This window comes from Pseudomonas sp. Marseille-Q5117, assembly GCF_946901175.1.
In the GTDB taxonomy this organism is placed as follows: domain Bacteria; phylum Pseudomonadota; class Gammaproteobacteria; order Pseudomonadales; family Pseudomonadaceae; genus Aquipseudomonas; species Aquipseudomonas iranensis.
On sequence record NZ_CAMPPP010000011.1, the window covers coordinates 69,725 to 88,944 of the forward strand.

20 protein-coding genes are annotated in these 19,220 nt (G+C 61.3%); 6 read left to right on the forward strand and 14 right to left on the reverse strand.

Annotation, left to right across the window (positions count from 1 at the left end; translation table 11 throughout):
• The first annotated feature begins 8 nt into the window (after window positions 1-8).
• Together OC605_RS17825 and OC605_RS17830 are read left to right on the forward strand one after the other, a co-directional pair.
• Complete coding sequence (locus OC605_RS17825; protein ID WP_262138511.1) at window positions 9-434, forward strand: HPF/RaiA family ribosome-associated protein; 426 nt, start codon at window positions 9-11, stop codon at window positions 432-434.
• 11 nt (window positions 435-445) lie between these two features.
• Complete coding sequence (locus OC605_RS17830) at window positions 446-1,621, forward strand: hypothetical protein (protein WP_262138513.1); 1,176 nt, start codon at window positions 446-448, stop codon at window positions 1,619-1,621.
• 171 nt (window positions 1,622-1,792) lie between these two features.
• Here OC605_RS17830 and OC605_RS17835 read toward each other — a convergent pair whose 3' ends face one another.
• From OC605_RS17835 to OC605_RS17870, 8 genes are all read right to left on the reverse strand, one after another.
• The gene (locus OC605_RS17835) at window positions 1,793-2,662 is read right to left on the reverse strand and encodes an oxaloacetate decarboxylase (protein WP_016774123.1); all 870 of its coding nucleotides are present in this window, start codon (window positions 2,660-2,662) and stop codon (window positions 1,793-1,795) included.
• A gap of 154 nt (window positions 2,663-2,816) precedes the next feature.
• Entirely contained in the window at window positions 2,817-3,851 is a 1,035-nt protein-coding gene (gene astA / locus OC605_RS17840) for an arginine N-succinyltransferase (protein WP_262138515.1), read from the reverse strand.
• Window positions 3,852-3,900: 49 nt separating this feature from the next.
• A complete protein-coding gene (locus tag OC605_RS17845; protein WP_262138517.1) occupies window positions 3,901-4,917 on the reverse strand; it encodes an arginine N-succinyltransferase in 1,017 nt (338 codons plus the stop codon).
• Window positions 4,918-5,035: 118 nt separating this feature from the next.
• On the reverse strand, window positions 5,036-6,385 hold the full coding sequence (locus tag OC605_RS17850; protein WP_262138519.1) for an APC family permease: 1,350 nt from the start codon (window positions 6,383-6,385) through the stop codon (window positions 5,036-5,038).
• Between the two features lie 54 nt (window positions 6,386-6,439).
• Entirely contained in the window at window positions 6,440-7,192 is a 753-nt protein-coding gene (locus OC605_RS17855; RefSeq protein WP_262138521.1) for an N-formylglutamate amidohydrolase, read from the reverse strand.
• The gene (locus tag OC605_RS17860) at window positions 7,176-8,507 is read right to left on the reverse strand and encodes a glutamine synthetase (RefSeq protein WP_262138523.1); all 1,332 of its coding nucleotides are present in this window, start codon (window positions 8,505-8,507) and stop codon (window positions 7,176-7,178) included. The genes OC605_RS17855 and OC605_RS17860 overlap by 17 nt, the downstream gene beginning before the upstream one ends.
• Entirely contained in the window at window positions 8,504-9,148 is a 645-nt protein-coding gene (locus OC605_RS17865) for an isochorismatase family cysteine hydrolase (RefSeq protein ID WP_186569211.1), read from the reverse strand. The genes OC605_RS17860 and OC605_RS17865 overlap by 4 nt, the downstream gene beginning before the upstream one ends.
• Window positions 9,149-9,150: 2 nt before the next feature.
• Window positions 9,151-10,005: a MurR/RpiR family transcriptional regulator gene (locus tag OC605_RS17870; protein WP_186569212.1), complete on the reverse strand. Its 855-nt coding sequence runs from the start codon at window positions 10,003-10,005 to the stop codon at window positions 9,151-9,153.
• 319 nt (window positions 10,006-10,324) lie between these two features.
• Here OC605_RS17870 and OC605_RS17875 point away from each other — a divergent pair, with 319 nt between their 5' ends.
• Both OC605_RS17875 and cobF read left to right on the forward strand, forming a co-directional pair.
• A complete protein-coding gene (locus OC605_RS17875; protein WP_262138524.1) occupies window positions 10,325-10,894 on the forward strand; it encodes a histidine phosphatase family protein in 570 nt (189 codons plus the stop codon).
• The gene (gene cobF / locus OC605_RS17880) at window positions 10,894-11,649 is read left to right on the forward strand and encodes a precorrin-6A synthase (deacetylating) (RefSeq protein WP_262138526.1); all 756 of its coding nucleotides are present in this window, start codon (window positions 10,894-10,896) and stop codon (window positions 11,647-11,649) included. The genes OC605_RS17875 and cobF overlap by 1 nt, the downstream gene beginning before the upstream one ends.
• 353 nt (window positions 11,650-12,002) lie before the next feature.
• Here cobF and OC605_RS17885 read toward each other — a convergent pair whose 3' ends face one another.
• From OC605_RS17885 to OC605_RS17895, 3 genes are read right to left on the reverse strand one after another with little or no spacing between them, the layout of a single operon-like run.
• On the reverse strand, window positions 12,003-13,184 hold the full coding sequence (locus OC605_RS17885; protein WP_262138528.1) for an acetyl-CoA C-acetyltransferase: 1,182 nt from the start codon (window positions 13,182-13,184) through the stop codon (window positions 12,003-12,005).
• An 11-nt stretch (window positions 13,185-13,195) separates the two neighbouring features.
• Window positions 13,196-13,861, reverse strand: coding sequence for a CoA transferase subunit B (locus OC605_RS17890; protein ID WP_262138530.1), 666 nt, complete (start codon window positions 13,859-13,861; stop codon window positions 13,196-13,198).
• Window positions 13,862-13,885: 24 nt separating this feature from the next.
• Entirely contained in the window at window positions 13,886-14,584 is a 699-nt protein-coding gene (locus OC605_RS17895) for a CoA transferase subunit A (RefSeq protein WP_016774135.1), read from the reverse strand.
• A gap of 225 nt (window positions 14,585-14,809) precedes the next feature.
• On the opposite strand from OC605_RS17895, the gene OC605_RS17900 reads away from it, so the two are divergent.
• Entirely contained in the window at window positions 14,810-15,745 is a 936-nt protein-coding gene (locus OC605_RS17900) for a LysR family transcriptional regulator (protein ID WP_041478631.1), read from the forward strand.
• Between the two features lie 44 nt (window positions 15,746-15,789).
• Here OC605_RS17900 and OC605_RS17905 read toward each other — a convergent pair whose 3' ends face one another.
• Together OC605_RS17905 and OC605_RS17910 are read right to left on the reverse strand one after the other, a co-directional pair.
• Complete coding sequence (locus OC605_RS17905; protein WP_262138532.1) at window positions 15,790-16,407, reverse strand: DNA-3-methyladenine glycosylase family protein; 618 nt, start codon at window positions 16,405-16,407, stop codon at window positions 15,790-15,792.
• 58 nt (window positions 16,408-16,465) lie between these two features.
• Complete coding sequence (locus OC605_RS17910; RefSeq protein WP_262138534.1) at window positions 16,466-17,548, reverse strand: bifunctional transcriptional activator/DNA repair enzyme AdaA; 1,083 nt, start codon at window positions 17,546-17,548, stop codon at window positions 16,466-16,468.
• A 109-nt stretch (window positions 17,549-17,657) separates the two neighbouring features.
• Between OC605_RS17910 and OC605_RS17915 the strand changes: the two genes are divergently transcribed.
• On the forward strand, window positions 17,658-18,089 hold the full coding sequence (locus tag OC605_RS17915) for a VOC family protein (protein ID WP_262138536.1): 432 nt from the start codon (window positions 17,658-17,660) through the stop codon (window positions 18,087-18,089).
• Here OC605_RS17915 and OC605_RS17920 read toward each other — a convergent pair.
• On the reverse strand, window positions 18,071-19,189 hold the full coding sequence (locus OC605_RS17920; RefSeq protein ID WP_262138538.1) for a carboxylate-amine ligase: 1,119 nt from the start codon (window positions 19,187-19,189) through the stop codon (window positions 18,071-18,073). The genes OC605_RS17915 and OC605_RS17920 overlap by 19 nt on opposite strands.
• Between the last annotated feature and the right edge of the window lie 31 nt (window positions 19,190-19,220).

Genomic DNA, 19,220 nt, shown 5'->3' on the forward strand with positions numbered 1-19,220 from the left:
ATTTCACCATGCAAGTACAAGTAGACAGCAACCATATCGAAGGCAGCGCCGAACTGCAGGACTGGGTGGGCAGTACGGTGGTCGATGAACTGGACCGCTATACGTCTTTTCTGACCCGATTGGAAATTCACGTTGGCGACGTCAACGCACAGAAATCCGGTGCGCAAGACAAGCGCTGCCAGATCGAGGCGCATCCCAAGGGGCACACCTCGCTGTCGGCCAGCCATCATGCCGAAAGTCTGGAGCTGGCCGTCGCCGGAGCGGCAAAAAAGATTGCCCATGCGCTGGAGCACCTGGTGGGGCGCCTGTCGCCGCGCGTCGAATCGACCGGACGCCTGACGGCACCGCCGGTCCGGGAGGATTCGCAAGCGGAAATCGACGCCATGCTCGAAGACGAGTTTCTCGCCAGACAAGTTGACCTGGAGAAAGAGTAAGGAGTGTCGTCATGGCCCGGATTCAAACCTTTACCCACGAAACGCTGAGCACACTGTTGGCCCTGAATGACCGTCTCAACCTCAGCCTGTACATGCCGGCGCATCGAACCTTTCCGGAACGCTCGCAAGACCCGATCCGTTTCAAGAATCTGGTCAGGCAACTCGAAAGTTTGCTCGAACAACATTCTCCCGAGTCGCCCAGGGACATCGTGCTCGCGCCATTTCATGAGCTGCTGGACGATCAGTCCTTCTGGAACACCTGCCCCGAGTCCATCGCAGTTTTCGGCGGCGAGGAGCATTTCATCGTGGTCGGCCTGCATCAGGCGGTTCGCGAAGCGGTCATCGTCAACAGCCATCCGTATCTCAAGCCGTTGCTGCGCCTGGCGCCGGTGATTGATCGTTGCCAAGTGCTGTGCCTGTCCCGTGACAGCGTGCAGATGTATCAAGGGACGGGGCAGCAGATGCAGGAGGTCGAGCTGCCCGAAGCGGTGCCCACCCGACTGGCGGATGCGCTCGGTAACGAGCTCACGCCACGCGATCAGCAGGGCCATCCCGATGGCTTCAGCGGTGGGGGGGAGCGTGGTGATCCGATGATGCACGAGTCGGGCGGTGGCGGTAAGCAGGATGAAATCAACCTCGATCGAGAGCGGTTTTTCCGCGCGGTCGATAAAGCTGTCACTGAGCATTGCTCGCGCCAGTCCAGCCTGCCGCTGGTGCTCGTAGCGCTGCCGGAGAACCAGGCGGTCTTCCGTACGGTGAGCCATAACCCGTTTCTGTTACCCGACGGCATCGAGCGGGATCCGGCAACGCTTCAGCCCGCGCAACTGGCGGCAGCCTGCGCGGTTTTGTTACGCAAGCGTCATGACGATGGGCTGAACAAAGCATTCGATCGCTATGGCGTGGCGCTCGGTCAGGGAGCGGTGGGGCAACATTTGTCGGAGATTGCCCAGGCAGCGGTAGAGGGCAGGGTAGCTTTGTTGCTGGTTGAGGCCGAGCGTGAAATTGCCGGGACCATTGCGGCCAATGCGCTGAACCGCGAGGCTGCTGATAGCCGCAAAATTCATTCGAAGGACGTACTCGACGAACTGATTCTGGCGGTGATCCGCCAGGGCGGTGAGGTGGTGGTTGTACCGCCGGAACGCTCGATGCCGACTGAGACGGGGGCGGCAGCGGTTTATCGGTATTGATCGATTAGCCGAGACGTTGCTCAGTTACTTACGTCGGTTCAGCGCTGTGACGGCTACCCTCATCTCTGGCAAGCCAGGCTCCACAGGTTGCGCGTTAAACCTCAATCGATGGTTCAACGCAAACCCTGTGGGAGCTGGCTTGCCAGCGATGGCGTCAGCTCGGGCAAACCGTCACTCCTTGACGCTCATATATTCCTTGGCCCAGAGAATGTATTCCTCCGGCTGGGTGTAGGTGTGGGTCAACTCGGTCGCGCTCAAATCGGAGGCCTGGGTGAAGATCTGCCGCTGTTCGCGCAGGCTGTCGTAGGTGGCCTTGATCGCGGCGAAGTAGGCGCCGTGGCCGTCGATGGTCACGCGTACTCCCAGTTCGGCCAGGCGTTTGTCGTCGCGCAGGGCCGGGTTGCCGTAGGTGACCAGCATCAACGGCACGGTCAGATGTTCGGCGATTTGTTCCAGTTGATCGAAGTCCTGCACGCCGACCATGCAGATACCGTCAGCGCCCGCCGCTTGATATTGGCGGGTGCGGCTGATGATTTCCTGGTTCGGCAGAATGCCGGCATTGGTGCGGGCGATGATGGCCATCTCGGTGTCAACCCGGGCTTCCAGCGCCGCGCGGATCTTGCCGACGCCTTCGGCTACGGTGATCAGGTCGGTGGATTTGCGCCCGAATTGCGCGGGCAGCAGGGTGTCTTCGATGGTCAGTGCAGCGACGCCGGCGCGTTCCAGTTCGACGATGGTGCGCATCACGTTAAGGGCGTTGCCGTAGCCGTGGTCGGCATCTGCGATCACTGGCAATTGGGCGACGCGACCGATGCGCGTGGCCTGTTCGGCGAATTCGCTAAGGGTGATCAGGGCGAAGTCCGGTGCGCCGAGCACCTGTAGCGAAGCCACGGAACCGCCGAGGATACCTACTTCAAAACCCAGGTCAGCGGCGATACGGGCCGACATCGGGTCGAACACCGAAGCCGTGTGGTAGCAGGTGTCGGAGGCCAGCAGCTGACGGAAATTGCGGCGCAAATCTTGATGGGAAAGCCTGGTCATACGAGTTCCACCAATACATAAGGAATGGAAAGGCTTGAGCAAAGGTGTCAACGCCGAAGAATGAAAAGGCTATCACGCGAATGGGTCAAGAATCATGACGAATTTGCGCGGCAGGACTGGCGGCTGAAAGGTTTAATCTCCCGTGCCGGAAATATCAGGCCGCCACGGCATGTTGCTGTTGATGGGGCAGAAGCACTGCGCGCACTGAATTGCCCGGCTGAAGTTGCAGGCGCTTGGCGGTGAGACGATCAACCACCAGGCTGTTGCCCACCAGTCGACCGTGGGCCGCGGTGATGCGGCAGTTTTCCAGCCGGCGGTTGTGAATCAGCCATAGCGGCGCCTGCTCGTCCGGGATGCCGAGGCTCAGGGTCAGTTCGAGGCTGTCACGTACCGTGCGGATGCTGCGGATTGGCGCCTCGATGACCGGGCCACCGTCGAAAATGTCGATATAGCCTTTGTGCGCAAAGCCTTCAGCTTGAAGAATTTTCAACGCCGGCTGGGTGTTCGGATGCGTCTGACCAATCGCCGCCTGCGCCTGTTCGGTGAGCAGGCAGGTATACAGCGGCTGGCGCGGCATCAGTTCGGCGATAAAGGCTTTGTTGCCCAGGCCGGACAAGTGATCGGCGTGGGTGAAATCCATCTGGAAAAAGTGTCGGCCCAGGCTGTCCCAGAACGGCGAGCAACCGTTTTCATCGGCACTGCCGCGCAGTTCGGCGATCATCTTCTCGCCAAACAGATGCGGAAATTCGGCGACGAACAGCAGACGACCCAGCGACAACAAGCGGCCATTGCTGCCGTTGCGCTGGTCATGGCGCAGGAACAGCGAGCACAGCTCCGATTGGCCGGTCAGTTCGTTGTTCAGGAACAATGTCGGGATCTGCCGCTGAATGCCCAGGTCCGGTGCCGAACTGACGGTCACCCCAAGCCGATAGTTGTACCAGGGCTCGCGCAGGCCAACGGCGCCGGCCATCGCGCTGACACCGACCACGCGCTGCTCATCATCCTCGAGGACAAACAGGTAATCGGCATCGGCGCGCTCCACCTGTTCGGCGAATGCGCGCTGTGCCCAACGCACTCGATGTGCGAGGCGGTCCTCGTTGGCAGGAAGGGTGGTGAAACCTGGCCCTGCCTGTTCAACGAGGGTCATCAACGCAGGCAGGTCGCTGACTTTTACCGGACGGACAATCATGCTCCAACTCCTTTGGCGTACCGATTCAGGCGCGGATGGCTAACGCGGCTCACAGAGCGACCAGCCGTATCGAGCTGCCATCGCTGACCTTCAGCGCCGCGCAGATGGCGGGTGTCAGGGGCAGCGGCTGACCGGGGTGATAGTCGAGTTCGGTGACCATCGCGCGGTAGTCATGCAGGGCGTCGTTGCTCAGCAGGTAACGGCCACGGGCGTCGGTCGATGGTTGTTGGCGGACGATGGCCGTTTGGCTGTCGGCGATCGAGCGAATGTTCGCGGTGCGCGCATACAGGGTCGGGCCGGCGTCGAACAGGTCGATGTAGCTGTTGGTTTCGAAGCCTTCCCGCGCGAGGATGTCGAAGGCTTCCTGGCCGTCCGGATGCACGCGGCCGATGCAGTCCTGCGCTGCTGGCGGCAGCATCGGTACGTAGATCGGGTATTGCGGCATCAGTTCGGCGAGGAACGTGCGGCTCTGCAAACCGCACAGACGCTCGGCTTCCGCGTAGGGCAGATCGAAAAAGTGCTTGCCCAGCGCATCCCAGAATGGCGAATGACCCTGCTCGTCGCTATAGCCGACGATTTCGGTGATCACCGCCTCGGAGAACCGCTGTGCATGCGCAGCAACGAACAGCAGGCGCGCCCGCGACAACAGTTCGGAAAACGGCGTACGCACCAGCGCGGCGTCAATGTGGAAACCGCGTAGCAAGGTATGCCCGCTGAGGTCATGGCATAGCGACAACGCCGGTACGCCGTGCTCGATGTTCAATTCCCGCGAAGCACTGGTGAAATGGCGGTTGCGCAGGCTGTAGAACGGCTCCTTGAAGCCGGCGGTGGCGAGGATTTCCGAGCAGCCGACCAATTGCCGGCGTTCGAGATCTTCCAGCACGAAGAAGTAGTTCTCCGGCCCCTGCGCCTTGGCGGCGCTATCGAAGGACGCGCACGACGCGGCGATTTTTTCGCGCAGGTGCTCGCTGTCATCCGGCAGCGAGGTCACGCCGATCAGGCTCTCGCGGGCCAGGCGCTGTAGCTGGGGCAGATCATTCTGCTCGACTGGGCGTAAGACCAGCATGGATGTACTCCTGTATCAAAAGGTTTGGCCCATTCGCCGAACCTGACTATCACTGTCGGTTTCCACGCGTTGAATCGGCGGTCGCCTGATTTGTTGTCAGACGCCGCTCTTTTTCTTGTCAGCCTTTGCTCGGATCGGGCAGCGCTGTGCTGGCGCCGAGCTTGTTGAGGAAGAACAGGTACACCAGGCCCAGGGCAATCCAGATCAGGCCGAGTTTCTGCGCATCGACGCCCATGTTGTACATGATAGCGGCGACGATGATGAAGCCGATCACCGGGCAGAGCAGATGGCGCACAAACTGCCCCGACTTCTGCCGACGCCAGTAGTGGTTGATCACCGTCAGGTGCAGCAGCATGAAACCGCTGAGGGCGCCGAAGTTGATCAGCGAGGTGAGAATGTCGACCGCGTCGATGAACAGGTAGCAGATCAGCAGCGACAATACCGCTACCAGATAAATGCTCAGGTACGGCGTGTTGTGTTTCGGGTGGACCTTGGCCAGCACCTTCGGCAGCTTGCCGTCGCGGGCCATGCCGAACAGCAGACGCGAGACGGCGGCCTGCGAGGTGATCGCCACCGCGACGCCCCAGGCCAGCGCCGTGGCGACGGCGGTCAGGGTCGCCAGCCAGCTGCCGGCGGCGATTTCGGCAATTTCATAAAACGCGGTGTCGGCGGATTTGAAGCCCATGCCCGCTGCCAGATCGGTGGCGATCCACGTTTGTACTACGAAAATCGTGCCCATCACTGCCAGAGTGATGAGCGCTGCCTTGCCGACACTGCGGCCCGGATCTTCCTTGATTTCTTCGGCGAGGGTGGAGATCGCGTCGAAGCCGAGGAACGACAGCACGGCGATCGACACCGCTTGCATCAGCAGGGCGAAGTTGAAGGTTTGCGGGTGATACAGCGGCGCCAGCGTCAGCTCGCCGTTACCGCCACCGTTGTGCAGGGCGTTCCAGGCGTAGAACAGGAAGATGCCCAGCACCACCATTTGTGCCAGCAGGAACAGCATGTTCATCCGCGCGGTGAAGGTAATGCCGCGCAGGTTGACGAACGTCGCGCTGACCAGAAACGCCAGGATGAAGCCGACCTTGGGAATGTCTGGGTACAAATGGTTGAGCGCCATCGCCGAATACAGGTACAGCAGCGGCGGAATCAGCAGGTAATCGAGCAGCATCAGCCAGCCAGCGATGAAGCCGACGTGTTGATTAAGCCCGCGTTGCGCGTAGGAATATACGGAGCCGGCAACCGGAAAGGCCTTGGCCATGCTGCCGTAACTCAGCGCGGTGAACAGCATTGCCACCATGCCGATGATGTACGCCAGCGGCACCATCCCCGGTGCTTCGGCGTTGACGTAGCCATACACACCGAACGGGGCGATGGGGATCATGAAGATCATCCCGTACACCACCAGATCGGTCAGCGTCAGGCTACGTTTCAACTCTTGCTTGTAGCCGAATTCTTCAATTTCCATGAAGCGCAACTCCTTGTCAGCTATCGGTCGGTTTATGTTTTATCGGTCCATCGTTTACAGCAAAGGTGCGAGGTAACCTGCCCAGCGCGAGACCGCTTCGGGGCTGCGCAGCAGATCATTGCGCACCTCGATCAGCACCGCCTCAAGGCCCCTTGCATCACCGTGCACGGGCACGGTCATGTCGCCCAAGGGATCAATTTTGTACGGCTGGTTGCCCGCGACTTTCAGCGGGTGCGCTTGCAGCCCGTCGAGCAGGCGCTGAGCATAGTCCTGGGCCTGGCCGAACAACACGCCGACTTCCAGTGGTCGCGGCTGGCCGTAATACACCGGGGTGAAACTGTGAATACCGACTACACGCACCGGCAGACCTCTGGCAATGCGCTCGTCGATCAACATCTGCAAGCGCGCATGAAACGGTTTGAACAATGTCTGTCGCCGGTACTCGCGGGTCGCCTCATCCAGCTCGCGGTTGCCGGGTATCGGGTAGATCTCGCTCTGCAGCGGGATGCTGTCCGGGGCATGGCGCGGGCGGTTGAGGTCGATCAGCAGCCGTGAATAATTGGCGCTGAGCAACGTGGCGCCGAGCTGTTCCGATAACTGTTCGGCCAGTTGCAGCGCGCCGATGTCCCAGGCGATATGTTCGCGGGCGGCTGCCTCGTCCAGGCCCAGATTGTTCAGGGCGTCGGGGATGTAGCGACTGGCGTGTTCGCACACGAGGATCAACGGATTCGTCGAATCCTCGCGGCTCAGGTTGTAGACCGGGCGGGTGTACAACCCAAGCTCGGCGGATTCAGTACAGGCGTGCATAGTGCTTACACAGGTCAGCGGGCGAGAGCTGTTCCGTCAGCGCCAGTTCCTCGGTTTTCAGGGCGTAATAAGTGTCGAGCAACGGCTTGGGCAGCCATTCGTTGAAGGCTGCACTGTCACGCAGGCAATCCAGCGCCTGGGCCAGCGAGGCGGGCAGGGCGACGATGCCCCGGGCCTCGCGTTGCTCGTCGTTGAGTGAATCGGGAATTTCATCGGTAACCGCGTTCAGCGCCAGACGCTGTTCGATGCCCAGCCGCCCGGCAATCAGCAGCGCAGCCATGGCCAGATGCGGCGAGGCAGTGGCGTCCATGGCGCGGAATTCCAGGTTGAACTGCTGCGCGGCGGACTTGCCGCCCAAGGTCACAGTCGGGCAGATGCGCAGCGCCGCTTCACGGTTCTGCTGCCCCAGACACGCATACGACGCGCTCCAGTGGTGCGGCTGCAACCGCTGGTACGACAGCGGCGTCGGCGCGGTGAACGCGCACAGCGCCGGCAAATAGTGCAGGACGCCGGCAGCCCAGTGCTGACCGATGCTCGACAGACCATTGCTGGTGCCGGCGTCGTAGAGCATCGGCTGACCGGCCAGATCGAGCAGGCTGACGTGCAGATGGACACCGTTGCACACCGCCTCGGCGGCGGTCTTCGGCGCAAAACTCAGCTCCAGGCCCATCTGCCGGGCGATTTCCCGGCTGATTCCGCGCACGTTGACCGCGCGATCCGCCGCCGCCACGCCAAGGGTCGGGCGGCAGGTGATTTCGTATTGATGCTTGCCGTATTCCGGCAGGAACATTTCCGGCTCGACCCCGCCGGCGCGCAGGGCGCTGAGCAGCCAGCCGCCGAATTCGGCGCCTTGGCGCTGCGCCTCGAGAGAGAACGCCGCGTGTTCGGCAATACCTGCGTGCAGGTTGAATTCATGTTCGAAGGCGGCGTTGACCTGCAACCCCAACTCATCGTGATAGCGCTCGATTTCATCACTCAGCAGCGTGCGCGGGCAGGCACCCCACGCCTGGCCATCGGTTTCGCGAATATCGGCGTGAATGAAATCCAGCACCGGTGCATTGGCGTCCGGGCCGCTGCCGACAGTGACGCGGCTGCTCAGATCCGGAATCAGCCGCAGGTCGCCGTACGCGCCCCAGGGATTGCTCGAAGCGATGATGTCTTGCGGCGTCAACGCACTGTTGGCCGGTACCCAACCGCAACCCGCGGCCTGGTAGTGCTCCAGCTCATCGCTGGGAAACGAGCGGCCACGGGTGATGCCGATCAGGTCGGTTGTCACCAGTGTGGTCATCGGCAACGGCGTCAGGCGCGGGCTCATGGCTGCATCTCCTGTAAACGCCCGAGCACAGTGTCGGTGTCGGTGATCCAGCAATAACCCTTGATCGCGTTGAGGCAGGCGTGATGGCGTTCGGCGCTGTAGGTGGCGCACGCGTCTTCAACCAGCGTCACCAGATAGCCCCGGTCAGCGGCATCGCGCACGGCCATGTCGACACATTGGTCGGTGACGATGCCGGCGATGATCAGATGGCGGGTTTGCAGGTTGCGCAGTACGTAATCGATGTTGGTCGAGTTGAACACTCCGGAGGAGGTCTTCGGCAGCACGATTTCGTTCTCGGTCGGGGTCAGCTCAGCGATGACCTGAGCCTGCACGCTGCCCTTGGGCAGGTGCATGTCCGACAGTTTGTGATCCAGCGAGCGGTCGCGACCGTCGGCGGTCAGGCTTTCGATGATCGTGTGCAGCACGTTCTGCTGCGCCCGGCGAAAGGCGCCAAGCAGACGTTGTTGATTGGGCACCACTTGCTTGCGCGTGCGCTGGAGAAAATACTCGGCATCCGGCTCGCTCAGGTGCGGGTCGAATTGCGGTTCGAGCCAGGCGCGCTGCATGTCCACCAGCAGCAAAGCGGTGTGGTCGGTCGCAAACGGCAGGTCCCGAGGCGAGCGGTGGGGAAGGCTGAACATCCTTATTTGTCCTCCAGCAGGTGAGTCGCAAAGTCGTTGCGCAGGGCATCGATGCCTTCCAGGCGATCGGCCGGGTCCGGCACGCGCAAGGTCAGGCAGGCGATCAACGCCTCGACCTGCGCCAGCGCCGGTACCATGGTGTCGAACGGCGACGCCGATTCCACCGGCGCGCTGATGATCAGATCGGCCAACTCGCGCAGCGGCGAGGCGTAGACATCGGTGAACAGCACCACCCGCGCGTTGTTGTTCTTCGCCGCCTGCGCAACGCGCAAAGCTTGGGTCTGATAGCGCCGGTAGTCGAACACCAGCACCACGTCCTGACGTTGCAGATCGTATAAACGATCGGGCAGCAGGGCGTTGTCTTCCAGGGCGAAGCAGCCGGGACGCAGCAGGCGCAAGTGGTTGAGCAGGTAATTGGCCAGCAGAATGCTGAAGCGGCCACCGAAACAGTAGACCTGATGGCGGCTGTCGAGCAGCCATTCCACGAGGATGCGCACATCTTCAGGCTGGGTCAGGGCTTGGGTGTCGACCAGCAAACGGTGACTGTCGGCGAGGTAATGCGTCCAGGCATCGTCCTTGTTCTGCTGCGAGCGCGGCTGCAACAAGGTGCGCGGGGAACGCAGGCGATGGTCCATGTCGCTGAGCAGGGCTTCCTGGAATTCGGCATAACCGCCGAAACCGAGCTTTTTCACCAGACGCACGATGGTCGGATCGCTGACGCCGGCATGTTCGGCCAGTCGCGCCATAGGCCCGAGACCGTTGCGCGGATACTGATCGAGCAGGGCGCGAACGACTTTGCGCTCCGACGGCGTCAGGTCCAGGCCGGGATCGGTGATCAGGTCTCTGAGAGGGGGCATCCGGGCTCCTGCTGGATGGGGGTGTCGAATTCGTTTCACAATCCGTTAAACGAGTATTTATGTAATGGGCATTACATGTCTAGCGAATTTTTGTACAGGTTTTCCGAGCACCAAAAGTGTGCAAGGTGCCCGCGTAATAAGGGCTACGTCGAAGTAACGCGCTGTTGTAGTCCTTTGCCGATTGCTATGTCAGACATTGCCTATCCCAAGCTCAGCGACTGGCCGGTGATAACCCTGAACGCCGAGGTTTTACGGCACAATGCGACGCGTATCGGCTGTGTGCCATTGTTTGTTTTATCATTCGACCGAGAACCTGCTCGTGCCAAGTAGCCGTTTGACACTGATTTGCCATGCGCGAACCGTCGCACAGAAACTGGCGCGTTTTCCTACGGACGAGCCTGTTGAAAATCTGGCTGTTCCGTCCGACGCGTTCAGGGCGCGATTGGCGGTAACACGGCGGCTGGTGTGTGCCCCGGAGTTGAGAACTCAGCAAACGGCGGCATGGTTTGGCGTCGATGCGCAGATTGATAAAGCCCTGCGCGATTGCGATTGGGGAAGCTGGCACGGCCAATCGATCAAGGATCTGCAAGCCAATGAAAACCAGGCGTTGCAAGCCTGGCTGGCCGATCCTGAAGCGGCACCCCATGGCGGCGAATCAGTCAGGCAACTGACGCAGCGGGTGGCAAAGTGGCTGGACACAATCGCTGCAACGCCTGGGCATGTCGTGGCGGTGACTCATCCGTTCGTCATGCGCGCGGCGCTGATGCAGGTGCTGCAAGGCGCGGCGTTCCACGCAATCGACATCGAGCCTCTGGCGATGATCGACTTGCGCTTCAATGGCATCTGGCGACTACGCTTGCCGGGCATGGCCCTTGACGAGGAATCCTGATGAAACAGCTGCTGGTCATCGGCATTGGCGCCGGCAATCCGGACTACATCACCATGCAGGCGGTGAAAGCGCTGAATCGGGTCGATGTGTTCTTTCTGCTGGATAAAGGCCAGAGCAAGCAGACGCTGATCGACCTGCGCCGAGAGATCTGCGAGCGCTACATCACCGACCACGCTTATCGCTTTGTCGAAGCCAGCAGCCCGGAGCGCGAGCGCGGCGATGTCGACTACACGGCGAGCGTCGATGCACTGAATCGCGCCAAGCAGCAGACGTTCGAACAGCTGATCAATGAAGAGTTGTCCGAAGGCCAGTGTGGCGGATTCCTGATCTGGGGCGATCCGGCGTTATACGACAGCACATTGCGGATTCTTCAGGCGATTCAGGCATCAGGCCGCTGTCAGTTTGAATACGAAGTGATACCCGGGATCACCAGCGTTCAGGCCCTAGCTGCGCAGCACAAAATACCTTTGAACACGATTGGTCGCTCAGTAGAAATCACCACAGGCCGGCGATTGGCGGCGGGGCAGGTGAGTGAAGCGGACAGTCTGGTGGTGATGCTCGATGCCGAGGATTCCTACCAGCGGGTGGCGGATCGGCAGACCGAGATTTTCTGGGGCGCTTACCTGGGCACGCCGGACGAGATACTGATCAGCGGCCGGCTGGCGGATGTCGCCGATGAGATCGAACGGGTGCGCAAAGCGGCGCGGGCCGAGCATGGGTGGATCATGGATACCTATCTGTTGCGCAAGCCTTGAGTTCTCAGTGGCTGTACCGGCCCTATCGCGAGCAGGCTCACTCCTACATTTGAAATGCGTCCCCCCTGCAGGAGTGAGCCTGCTCGCGATGACGGTGGTCCATTCGATACGAATTTCGGACAGGCAAAAAGAAACCCGATGCAACGCAGTCACCAGTTCCCCTCACCCCAGCCCTCTCCCGGGGGGAGAGGGAGCCGACCGCAGACATCGACCTGAATGACCGAGTCGATTATGGATTCAACTCAGCTCGTTCAGGCCGACATCACTCCTGCGCATTCCCCGATCAGTTCCCTCTCCCTCTGGGAGAGGGCTAGGGTGAGGGGCTTTTGAGCAGGCTAACGCGGATGTCGTGGCTAAACGCGTTCCAGCGCCAGCGCCACACCCTGACCGCCGCCAATGCACAAGGTCGCCAGACCTTTTTTCGCATCACGCTTGAGCATTTCATGCAGCAATGTCACCAGCACGCGGCAGCCCGATGCGCCGATCGGATGACCGAGGGCGATGGCGCCGCCGTTGACGTTGACCTTGTCCAGATCCCATTGCAGGTCTTTGGCCACGGCCAGCGATTGCGCGGCGAACGCTTCGTTGGCTTCGATCAGGTCGAGCTGGTCGATGTTCCAGCCGGCCTTTTCAAGGCAGCGACGGGTCGCCGATACCGGGCCGATGCCCATGATCGCCGGGTCGACGCCAGCGTTGGCGTACGCAGCGATTTTGGCCAGAACCGGCAGGCCCAGCGCTTTGGCTTTCTCGGCACTCATCAGAATCACAGCGGCGGCACCGTCGTTCAGCGACGAGGCGTTGCCAGCGGTGACGCTGCCGTCCTTTTTGAACGCCGGACGCAGTTTCGCCAGGGATTCTGCGCTGGTATCGCCGCGTGGCTGCTCGTCGACCTTGAACGCGACAGGATCGCCTTTGCGCTGCGGGATCAGGATCGGCGTGATCTCATCAACGAAGCGCCCGGCCTCGATCGCAGCGGCAGCTTTCTGCTGAGACGCGGCAGCAAAGGCGTCCTGCTGTTCGCGGCTGATCTGGTATTTGTCGACCAGATTCTCGGCAGTGATGCCCATGTGGTAATCGTTGAACGCATCCCACAGGCCATCGCTGATCATGGTGTCGACGATTTGCGCGTGACCCATGCGCAAACCGGTGCGCGCGCCCGGCATGATGTAGTTGGACAGGCTCATGTTCTCCTGACCGCCGGCGATGATCACCTCGGCGTCGCCGCAACGGATCGCTTGCGCGCCCAGGTGCAGAGCCTTGAGGCCCGAACCGCAAACCTTGTTCAGGGTCATGGCCGGTACGGCATGGGGCAGGCCAGCCTTGATCGCGGCCTGACGTGCCGGGTTCTGCCCGGCGCCAGCGGTCAGCACCTGACCCATGATCACTTCATCGACCTGCGCAGCGTCGAGGCCGGTCTGCTCAAGCAACTGGCGGATCACCGCCGCGCCCAGATCTACGGCGGACACGCTGGCCAGGGAGCCCTGAAAACTGCCGATCGCGGTACGCGTGGCGGCAACAATGACGACGTCTTGCATTTTCGAATTCCTCACTCGGCAGCGAACTGCATTTCCGGTACGTGATCCGGGACGATCAGTTTACCAGCGGTTTTGGCGACGATTTCCTCGACGCTGACGCCAGGTGCGCGTTCCTTGAGGACAAAAGCGCCATTTTCGATTTCCAGATAGGCGAGGTCGGTCAGCACGCGCTTGATGCAGCCGGCACCGGTCAGCGGCAGGCTGCATTTGGCCAGCAGCTTGGACTCACCGTCCTTGGACGCGTGGGTCATGATGACAATGATGTTGTCGGCGCCGGCCACCAGATCCATCGCGCCGCCCATGCCCTTGACCAGTTTGCCGGGGATCATCCACGAAGCGATGTTGCCTTCAACGTCGACTTCGAACGCGCCGAGCACGGTCAGGTCGACGTGGCCGCCACGGATCATCGCGAAGGACTCGGCGGAATTGAAGATCGACGCGCCGATCCGTGCCGTCACCGTTTGTTTACCGGCGTTGATCATGTCGGCATCGATGGTTTCTTCGGTCGGGAACGGACCCATGCCGAGCAGGCCGTTTTCCGATTGCAGCATGACTTCCATGCTTTCGGGGATGTAGTTGGCGACCAGGGTCGGAATGCCGATGCCGAGGTTGACGTAGTAGCCGTCCTGCATTTCGCGGGCGACGCGCTGAGCCATTTGTTCGCGGGTAAGTGCCATGTTGTTGTTCTCCGTAGGCCTGAATTATTTGCGGATGGTGCGCTGTTCGATGCGTTTTTCGAACGTGCCGCAAATGACCCGGTCGACGTAGATGCCCGGGGTGTGGATCTGCGTCGGGTCGAGTTCGCCGGGCTCGACGATTTCTTCGACTTCGACCACGGTGATCTTGCCGGCGGTGGCGGCCAGCGGGTTGAAGTTCTGCGCGGTGTGGCGGTAAACGACGTTACCGAAATGGTCGGCCTTCCAGCCTTTGACGATAGCGAAGTCGCCGGTGATGGACTCTTCCATCAGGTACTTGCGACCCTTGAATTCACGCACTTCCTTGCCTTCGGCAACTGGAGTGCCGACGCCAGTGGCGGTGAAGAACGCCGGAATGCCAGCGCCGCCCGCGCGCATTTTCTCGGCGAGGGTGCCTTGCGGGGTGAGGATAACTTCAATCTCGCCCTTGAGCAGTTGCTCTTCGAACAGCTTGTTTTCGCCGACGTAAGAGGCGATGACCTTGCTGATCTGGCGGTCGGTGAGCAGCACGCCAAGGCCGAAACCATCAACGCCGCAGTTGTTGGAGACGACGGTGAGATCGCGGGTGCCCTTGCGCTTGATCTCGGCGATCAGGTTTTCCGGAATGCCGCACAGACCAAAGCCGCCGGCGATAACGGTCATACCGTCTTCCAGCCCGGCCATCGCTTCCTCGTAGGAATACACACGCTTGTCGAAACCTGCCATAGGCACCTCTTTTATTATTTGCGGGCGGCTGGCTAGCCGAATGACTGGAGTGTCTCTCTGTGGAATATATTTGTTAAGTTGATTTTTGCGGTTGATTGATTGATAAATCTCACTAATACGCGTTCGGCGATGATCGTTCCCACGCAGGAGCGTGGGAACGATCAGGGCCATCGCATCACGGCTTGCAGCTTGACGCTTGCGGCTTAGAACTGGAGCAAAGCGACCATGACCATCAAACAGATCCGTGCCTTTCTCGCCGTGGCCCATAGCCTGAGCTTCGCCGTGGCCTGCGAGCGTCTGCACCTGTCGCAGTCAGCGCTCAGCCTGACCATCAAGGCGCTGGAGGAGGGTTTGGGCGGGCGTTTGTTCAGTCGCAACACGCGCAATGTCGCGCTGACCCCGGAAGGCGAGTCCCTGCTGCCGCTGGCGCGCCGCTTGATCGCCGATTGGGACAACGCCGAAGACGAGATGCGCCAGCGTTTCAGCCTCCAGCGCGGACGCGTGACGCTGGCGGCGATGCCGTCATTTGCCGGCAATCTGCTGCCGCCGATTCTCAAGAGCTTCCGCGCGCGTTATCCGAACGTCAACGTCACGGTCAACGACGTGATCAACGAGCAAGTGCTGGAAATGGTCCGCGATCGTCAGGTTGAACTCGGTGTGGCGTTCGCGCCGATGCAGAGCACTTCGATGACATTCACGCCTTTGTATGTCGATCGCTTTGTCGCCGTGGTGCCGGCCGATTCAGCACTGGCCGGTCGCGCCGACATCGATTGGCAGACCTTGCTGGAGCAACCGTTCATCACCCTGCAGCGGCCATCGACCGTGCGGGTCATGCTGGAAGAGCATTTGCAGGCGCGCGGAATGAAGTTGCCGGTGGAGTTCGAGAGCCATCAATTGGCGACCGTCGGGCGCATGGTTGCCAGCGGGCTTGGGGTCAGCGCGGTGCCGGCATTGTGCGCGGGGCAGATGCGCGAGCTCGGTGCGCATTGCCTGACCTTGAATGACTCTGTGGAGCGGGCGATTGGCGTGTTGACCGAGCCGGGCAATGAGCTGTCGGCGGCGGCGCAGGCGTTGTTCGAGATTCTCAAGGCTGAAGATTTGCAGCGCCAGTTCGATTTCCCCCTCACCCCGGGAGCGCGGAAACAGAGCGCCGAACGCTGATTCAGTGTGCGAGCGAGCCTGCTCGCGAAGAACGATAACGCGGTCTAAGCCTTGGCCACTCGCCACAGATACCAGGCCGCCACCGTCCGATACGGGCTCCACGGCTGACCAATCTCGATCATCTGCTTGCGCGTCGGCTGCACCTCCAGTCCCTTCAAACGCCGATAACCCTCACGCACGCCAAAATCATCCGCCGGCAGGATATCCATGCGTTCGAGGCTGTAGATCAACAGCATCTCCACGGTCCAGCGGCCGACACCGCGCAGGCTGGTCAGGCGTTCGATCAGGGTTTCATCGTCCATCGCCCGTGCAGTCGGGTAATCCGGCACCACGCCGTCCAGAGTCGCCTGGGCTATCCCTTGAATCGTCGCAATCTTGCTCGCCGAGAAACCACAAGCACGCAGGCGCTCGACCTCGGTAGCCAGAATCTGCTGCGGACGCGGAAACGCCTGGCCGGGGAATAACTCCACCAAACGCCCAAGGATCGCATCGCCGGCCTTGGCGTGCAGTTGCTGATAGGCAATCGCCCGGACCAGCGATTCATAGGGATCGCGCGCCGGATGTGGCTGATGCAGGCACGGGCCGACGGCGCTGACATGGCGCTGCCAGTCAGTGTCTATCGCGGCCAGAAAAGCGCTGGCCATCTCACACATGTCAGCCATGTTGCGGTGATTCGGACATACCCATCGAAATCCCTGTTTGCGCGTTGGATTGCATGGCTCAAAAAGCCAATTGTTGAGTCATTTGCAGCGCGGCGTTTTCCAGCCTGAGCAGGAACGCCTTGCGCGGTTGTCCGCCACCATAACCGGTCAGCGAGCCGTCTGCGCCGATCACTCGGTGACACGGGACCACGATCGACAGACGATTGTGCCCGTTGGCCAGGCCGACCGCGCGGCTGGCGCCGGGTTTGCCCAGGCCCGCCGCGATAGCGCCGTAAGTGCTGGTATGGCCGTAGGGGATTTGCCGCAGCGCCGCCCACACCTCTTGGGCGAATGCGCTGCCGGGCAGGTGCAACGCCACGCTGAACTCGGTGAGTTTGCCGGCGAAGTAATCCGCCAGTTGCACTTCGATTTGCTGCAAGTGCGCGTTATGCCCCGGCGCGACTGCGTAGCCATAACGGTTTTGCAGGGCTTCGACTTCGCGGGTCAGTGCCGGTCGATCGAGAAATTCCAGCAACACCAGCCCACGGCGCTCGGCCATGGCGATCATCGGCCCCAGCGGCGTGGTCAGGCGGGTGAACAGCAGCGGCTCACTGTTGGCCGCGCGACCCGGAGTGATGTGGAAGGATTTCTGAAACGCGTCGCGAAAACCACTGAGCGATTCATAGCCGGAGTCGAACGCGGCGTGATCGATCGACGTGCCTTGCCTGATTCCGCCCAGAGCCATGCCGAGGCGCCGTGTGCGCAGCCAAGCGTGGAAAGTCATACCGAAGTGCTGCTTGAACCAGCGTCGCAGTTTCAGCGGTTCGATGCCCTCGGCGAGCAATTGCGCATCGCTCCAGCGCCGTTCGGGATCGGCGTCCACCGCATTGAGCAGGCCCTGCACCCAGTCCGGGGCGATGGCCGCTGCGTCCAGCGGTTTGCAGCGCAGGCAGGCGCGGTAGCCGGCGCATAGGCATTCGTCGGCGTGGGCGAAGAATTCGACGTTTTCCGGTTTCGGCTTGCGCGCCGTGCAACTGGGGCGGCAAAAGATCCCGGTGGTTTTAACGGCCGTGAAGAACACGCCTTCATAGGCAGTGTCGCGTTCGAGCATGGCGCGAACCATTTCGGCGTGGGGCGGCAGGACAGCGGCTGGTATGTTCATGGCCAGAGAGTAAATCCGCTTTGTCGATGGCTCCACCGAAAAATCGACAGTGAATTTTTTCCCTTGTGCAGCACAATGAGCGGGTTGCCGCTTTCCAGGAAGCCAAACCATGCAGCCGTTTTCCATTCAGCACATCGATCATATCGTCCTGCGCGTCGCCGACCTGCAACGCAGCATCGATTTCTACGCCAGGGTGTTCGGCGCCGAAGTGGTCAGGCATAACCAGCCGCTGGGGCTGGTGCATTTGCGCGCTGGCACGTCGATGATCGATCTGGTCGACTTGCACGGCGAACTCGGGCGCAAGGGCGGTGGCGCGGCGCAGAAGCTGCGACGCAATGTCGACCACTTCTGCCTGCGCATCGAACCGTTCGACGAAGCGGCGCTGGTCGCTCACTTGCAATCCTTTGGCTTGAGGGTGGAAAAAGCCGCCAGGCGTTTCGGCGCCGAAGGTTACGGCCTGTCGCTGTACTGCTTCGATCCTGACGGCAATCAGGTCGAACTCAAGGGCCCGTCTGAAAGCTCTCAGCCAGACGTTTCCTGAAGCACAAGTTCGGTCACCTGCGTCAACGCTGATCGGCGGTTTTGCGGCTCCTCTGGTGCGCGGTTGAACAGCGCCAACTGCCGGTCGGCGCTGGTGCCGCTGGCGATGATCGCCCGCGCACGTTCGAACAACTGCGGCGCGTCCAACGCATGCGCGGTATCGGCAAAGCGCTGCTCGGCCAGTTCCAGCCACTGCGCGATCGAACAGTCGCCGTCGATGCCTTCGACCAGAAAGCGCGCATGAATCCCTAAACGTTTGGCGCGCCAGCGGTTCTCTTCCAGCATCGAACGTGCTGTCTGGTCATACAGCAAGCCCGGCCGCCGTTGTGCACTGGCGTGCGCGACCAATACGCGAAAAAACGCCGCCAGGGTCAGTGCATCGTCGACCCGAGGGCAGGCGTCGGTCATGCGCAATTCGAGAGTCGGGTAACGCGCTGCCGGGCGCACGCCCCACCAACATTCGCCCGGCTGGCTGATCGCACCGATGCGGATGAGAAACGCCAGATGCTCGTCGTAATGGCGCTGATCGGCAAACAGCGGCGGGATGCCCATGCGTGGCCACTCGTCACACGCCGTCTGCCGATAGCTCATGAACCCGCTGGCGGCGCCATCCCAGATCGGCGACGAGCAGCTCAATGCCAGGAGTAACGGCGTCCACGGCAGCACTTCGTTCATCACCGCGACGCGATCCAGCGGCTCTGCTACCTCGACGTGCACGTGCAGGCCGGACAGCACGCTGCGCCGGGCAACATGGCCGTAGTGTTCGAACAGGTGATGGAAATGCTCTTCGTCAGTCGGGACTTGTTCGCGCCAGTCGGCCAGCGGGTGACTGCCGGCGCTGAGCACGCCCAGACCAAACGGCTCAAGGGCGGCGCGCAAGGCTTGACGGCTGCCGCGGAGGAAATCGCCGGCGTGCTCGAAGTCGCTGAACACCGGCGAAGCCACTTCGATCTGCCCCTGAAACATTTCCGTGGCAAACCGCGGGCCCAGCCTCGCCCGGCACGCCTCGATGGCCTGCAGCGACGGGCTGCCGACCATGCATAGGGTCTGCAGGTCAGTGATGAAATATTCTTCCTCAATGCCGAATCGCGGGGCGCTCATGGCGGTGCTCAAAGACTGTTTCTCATGGGAA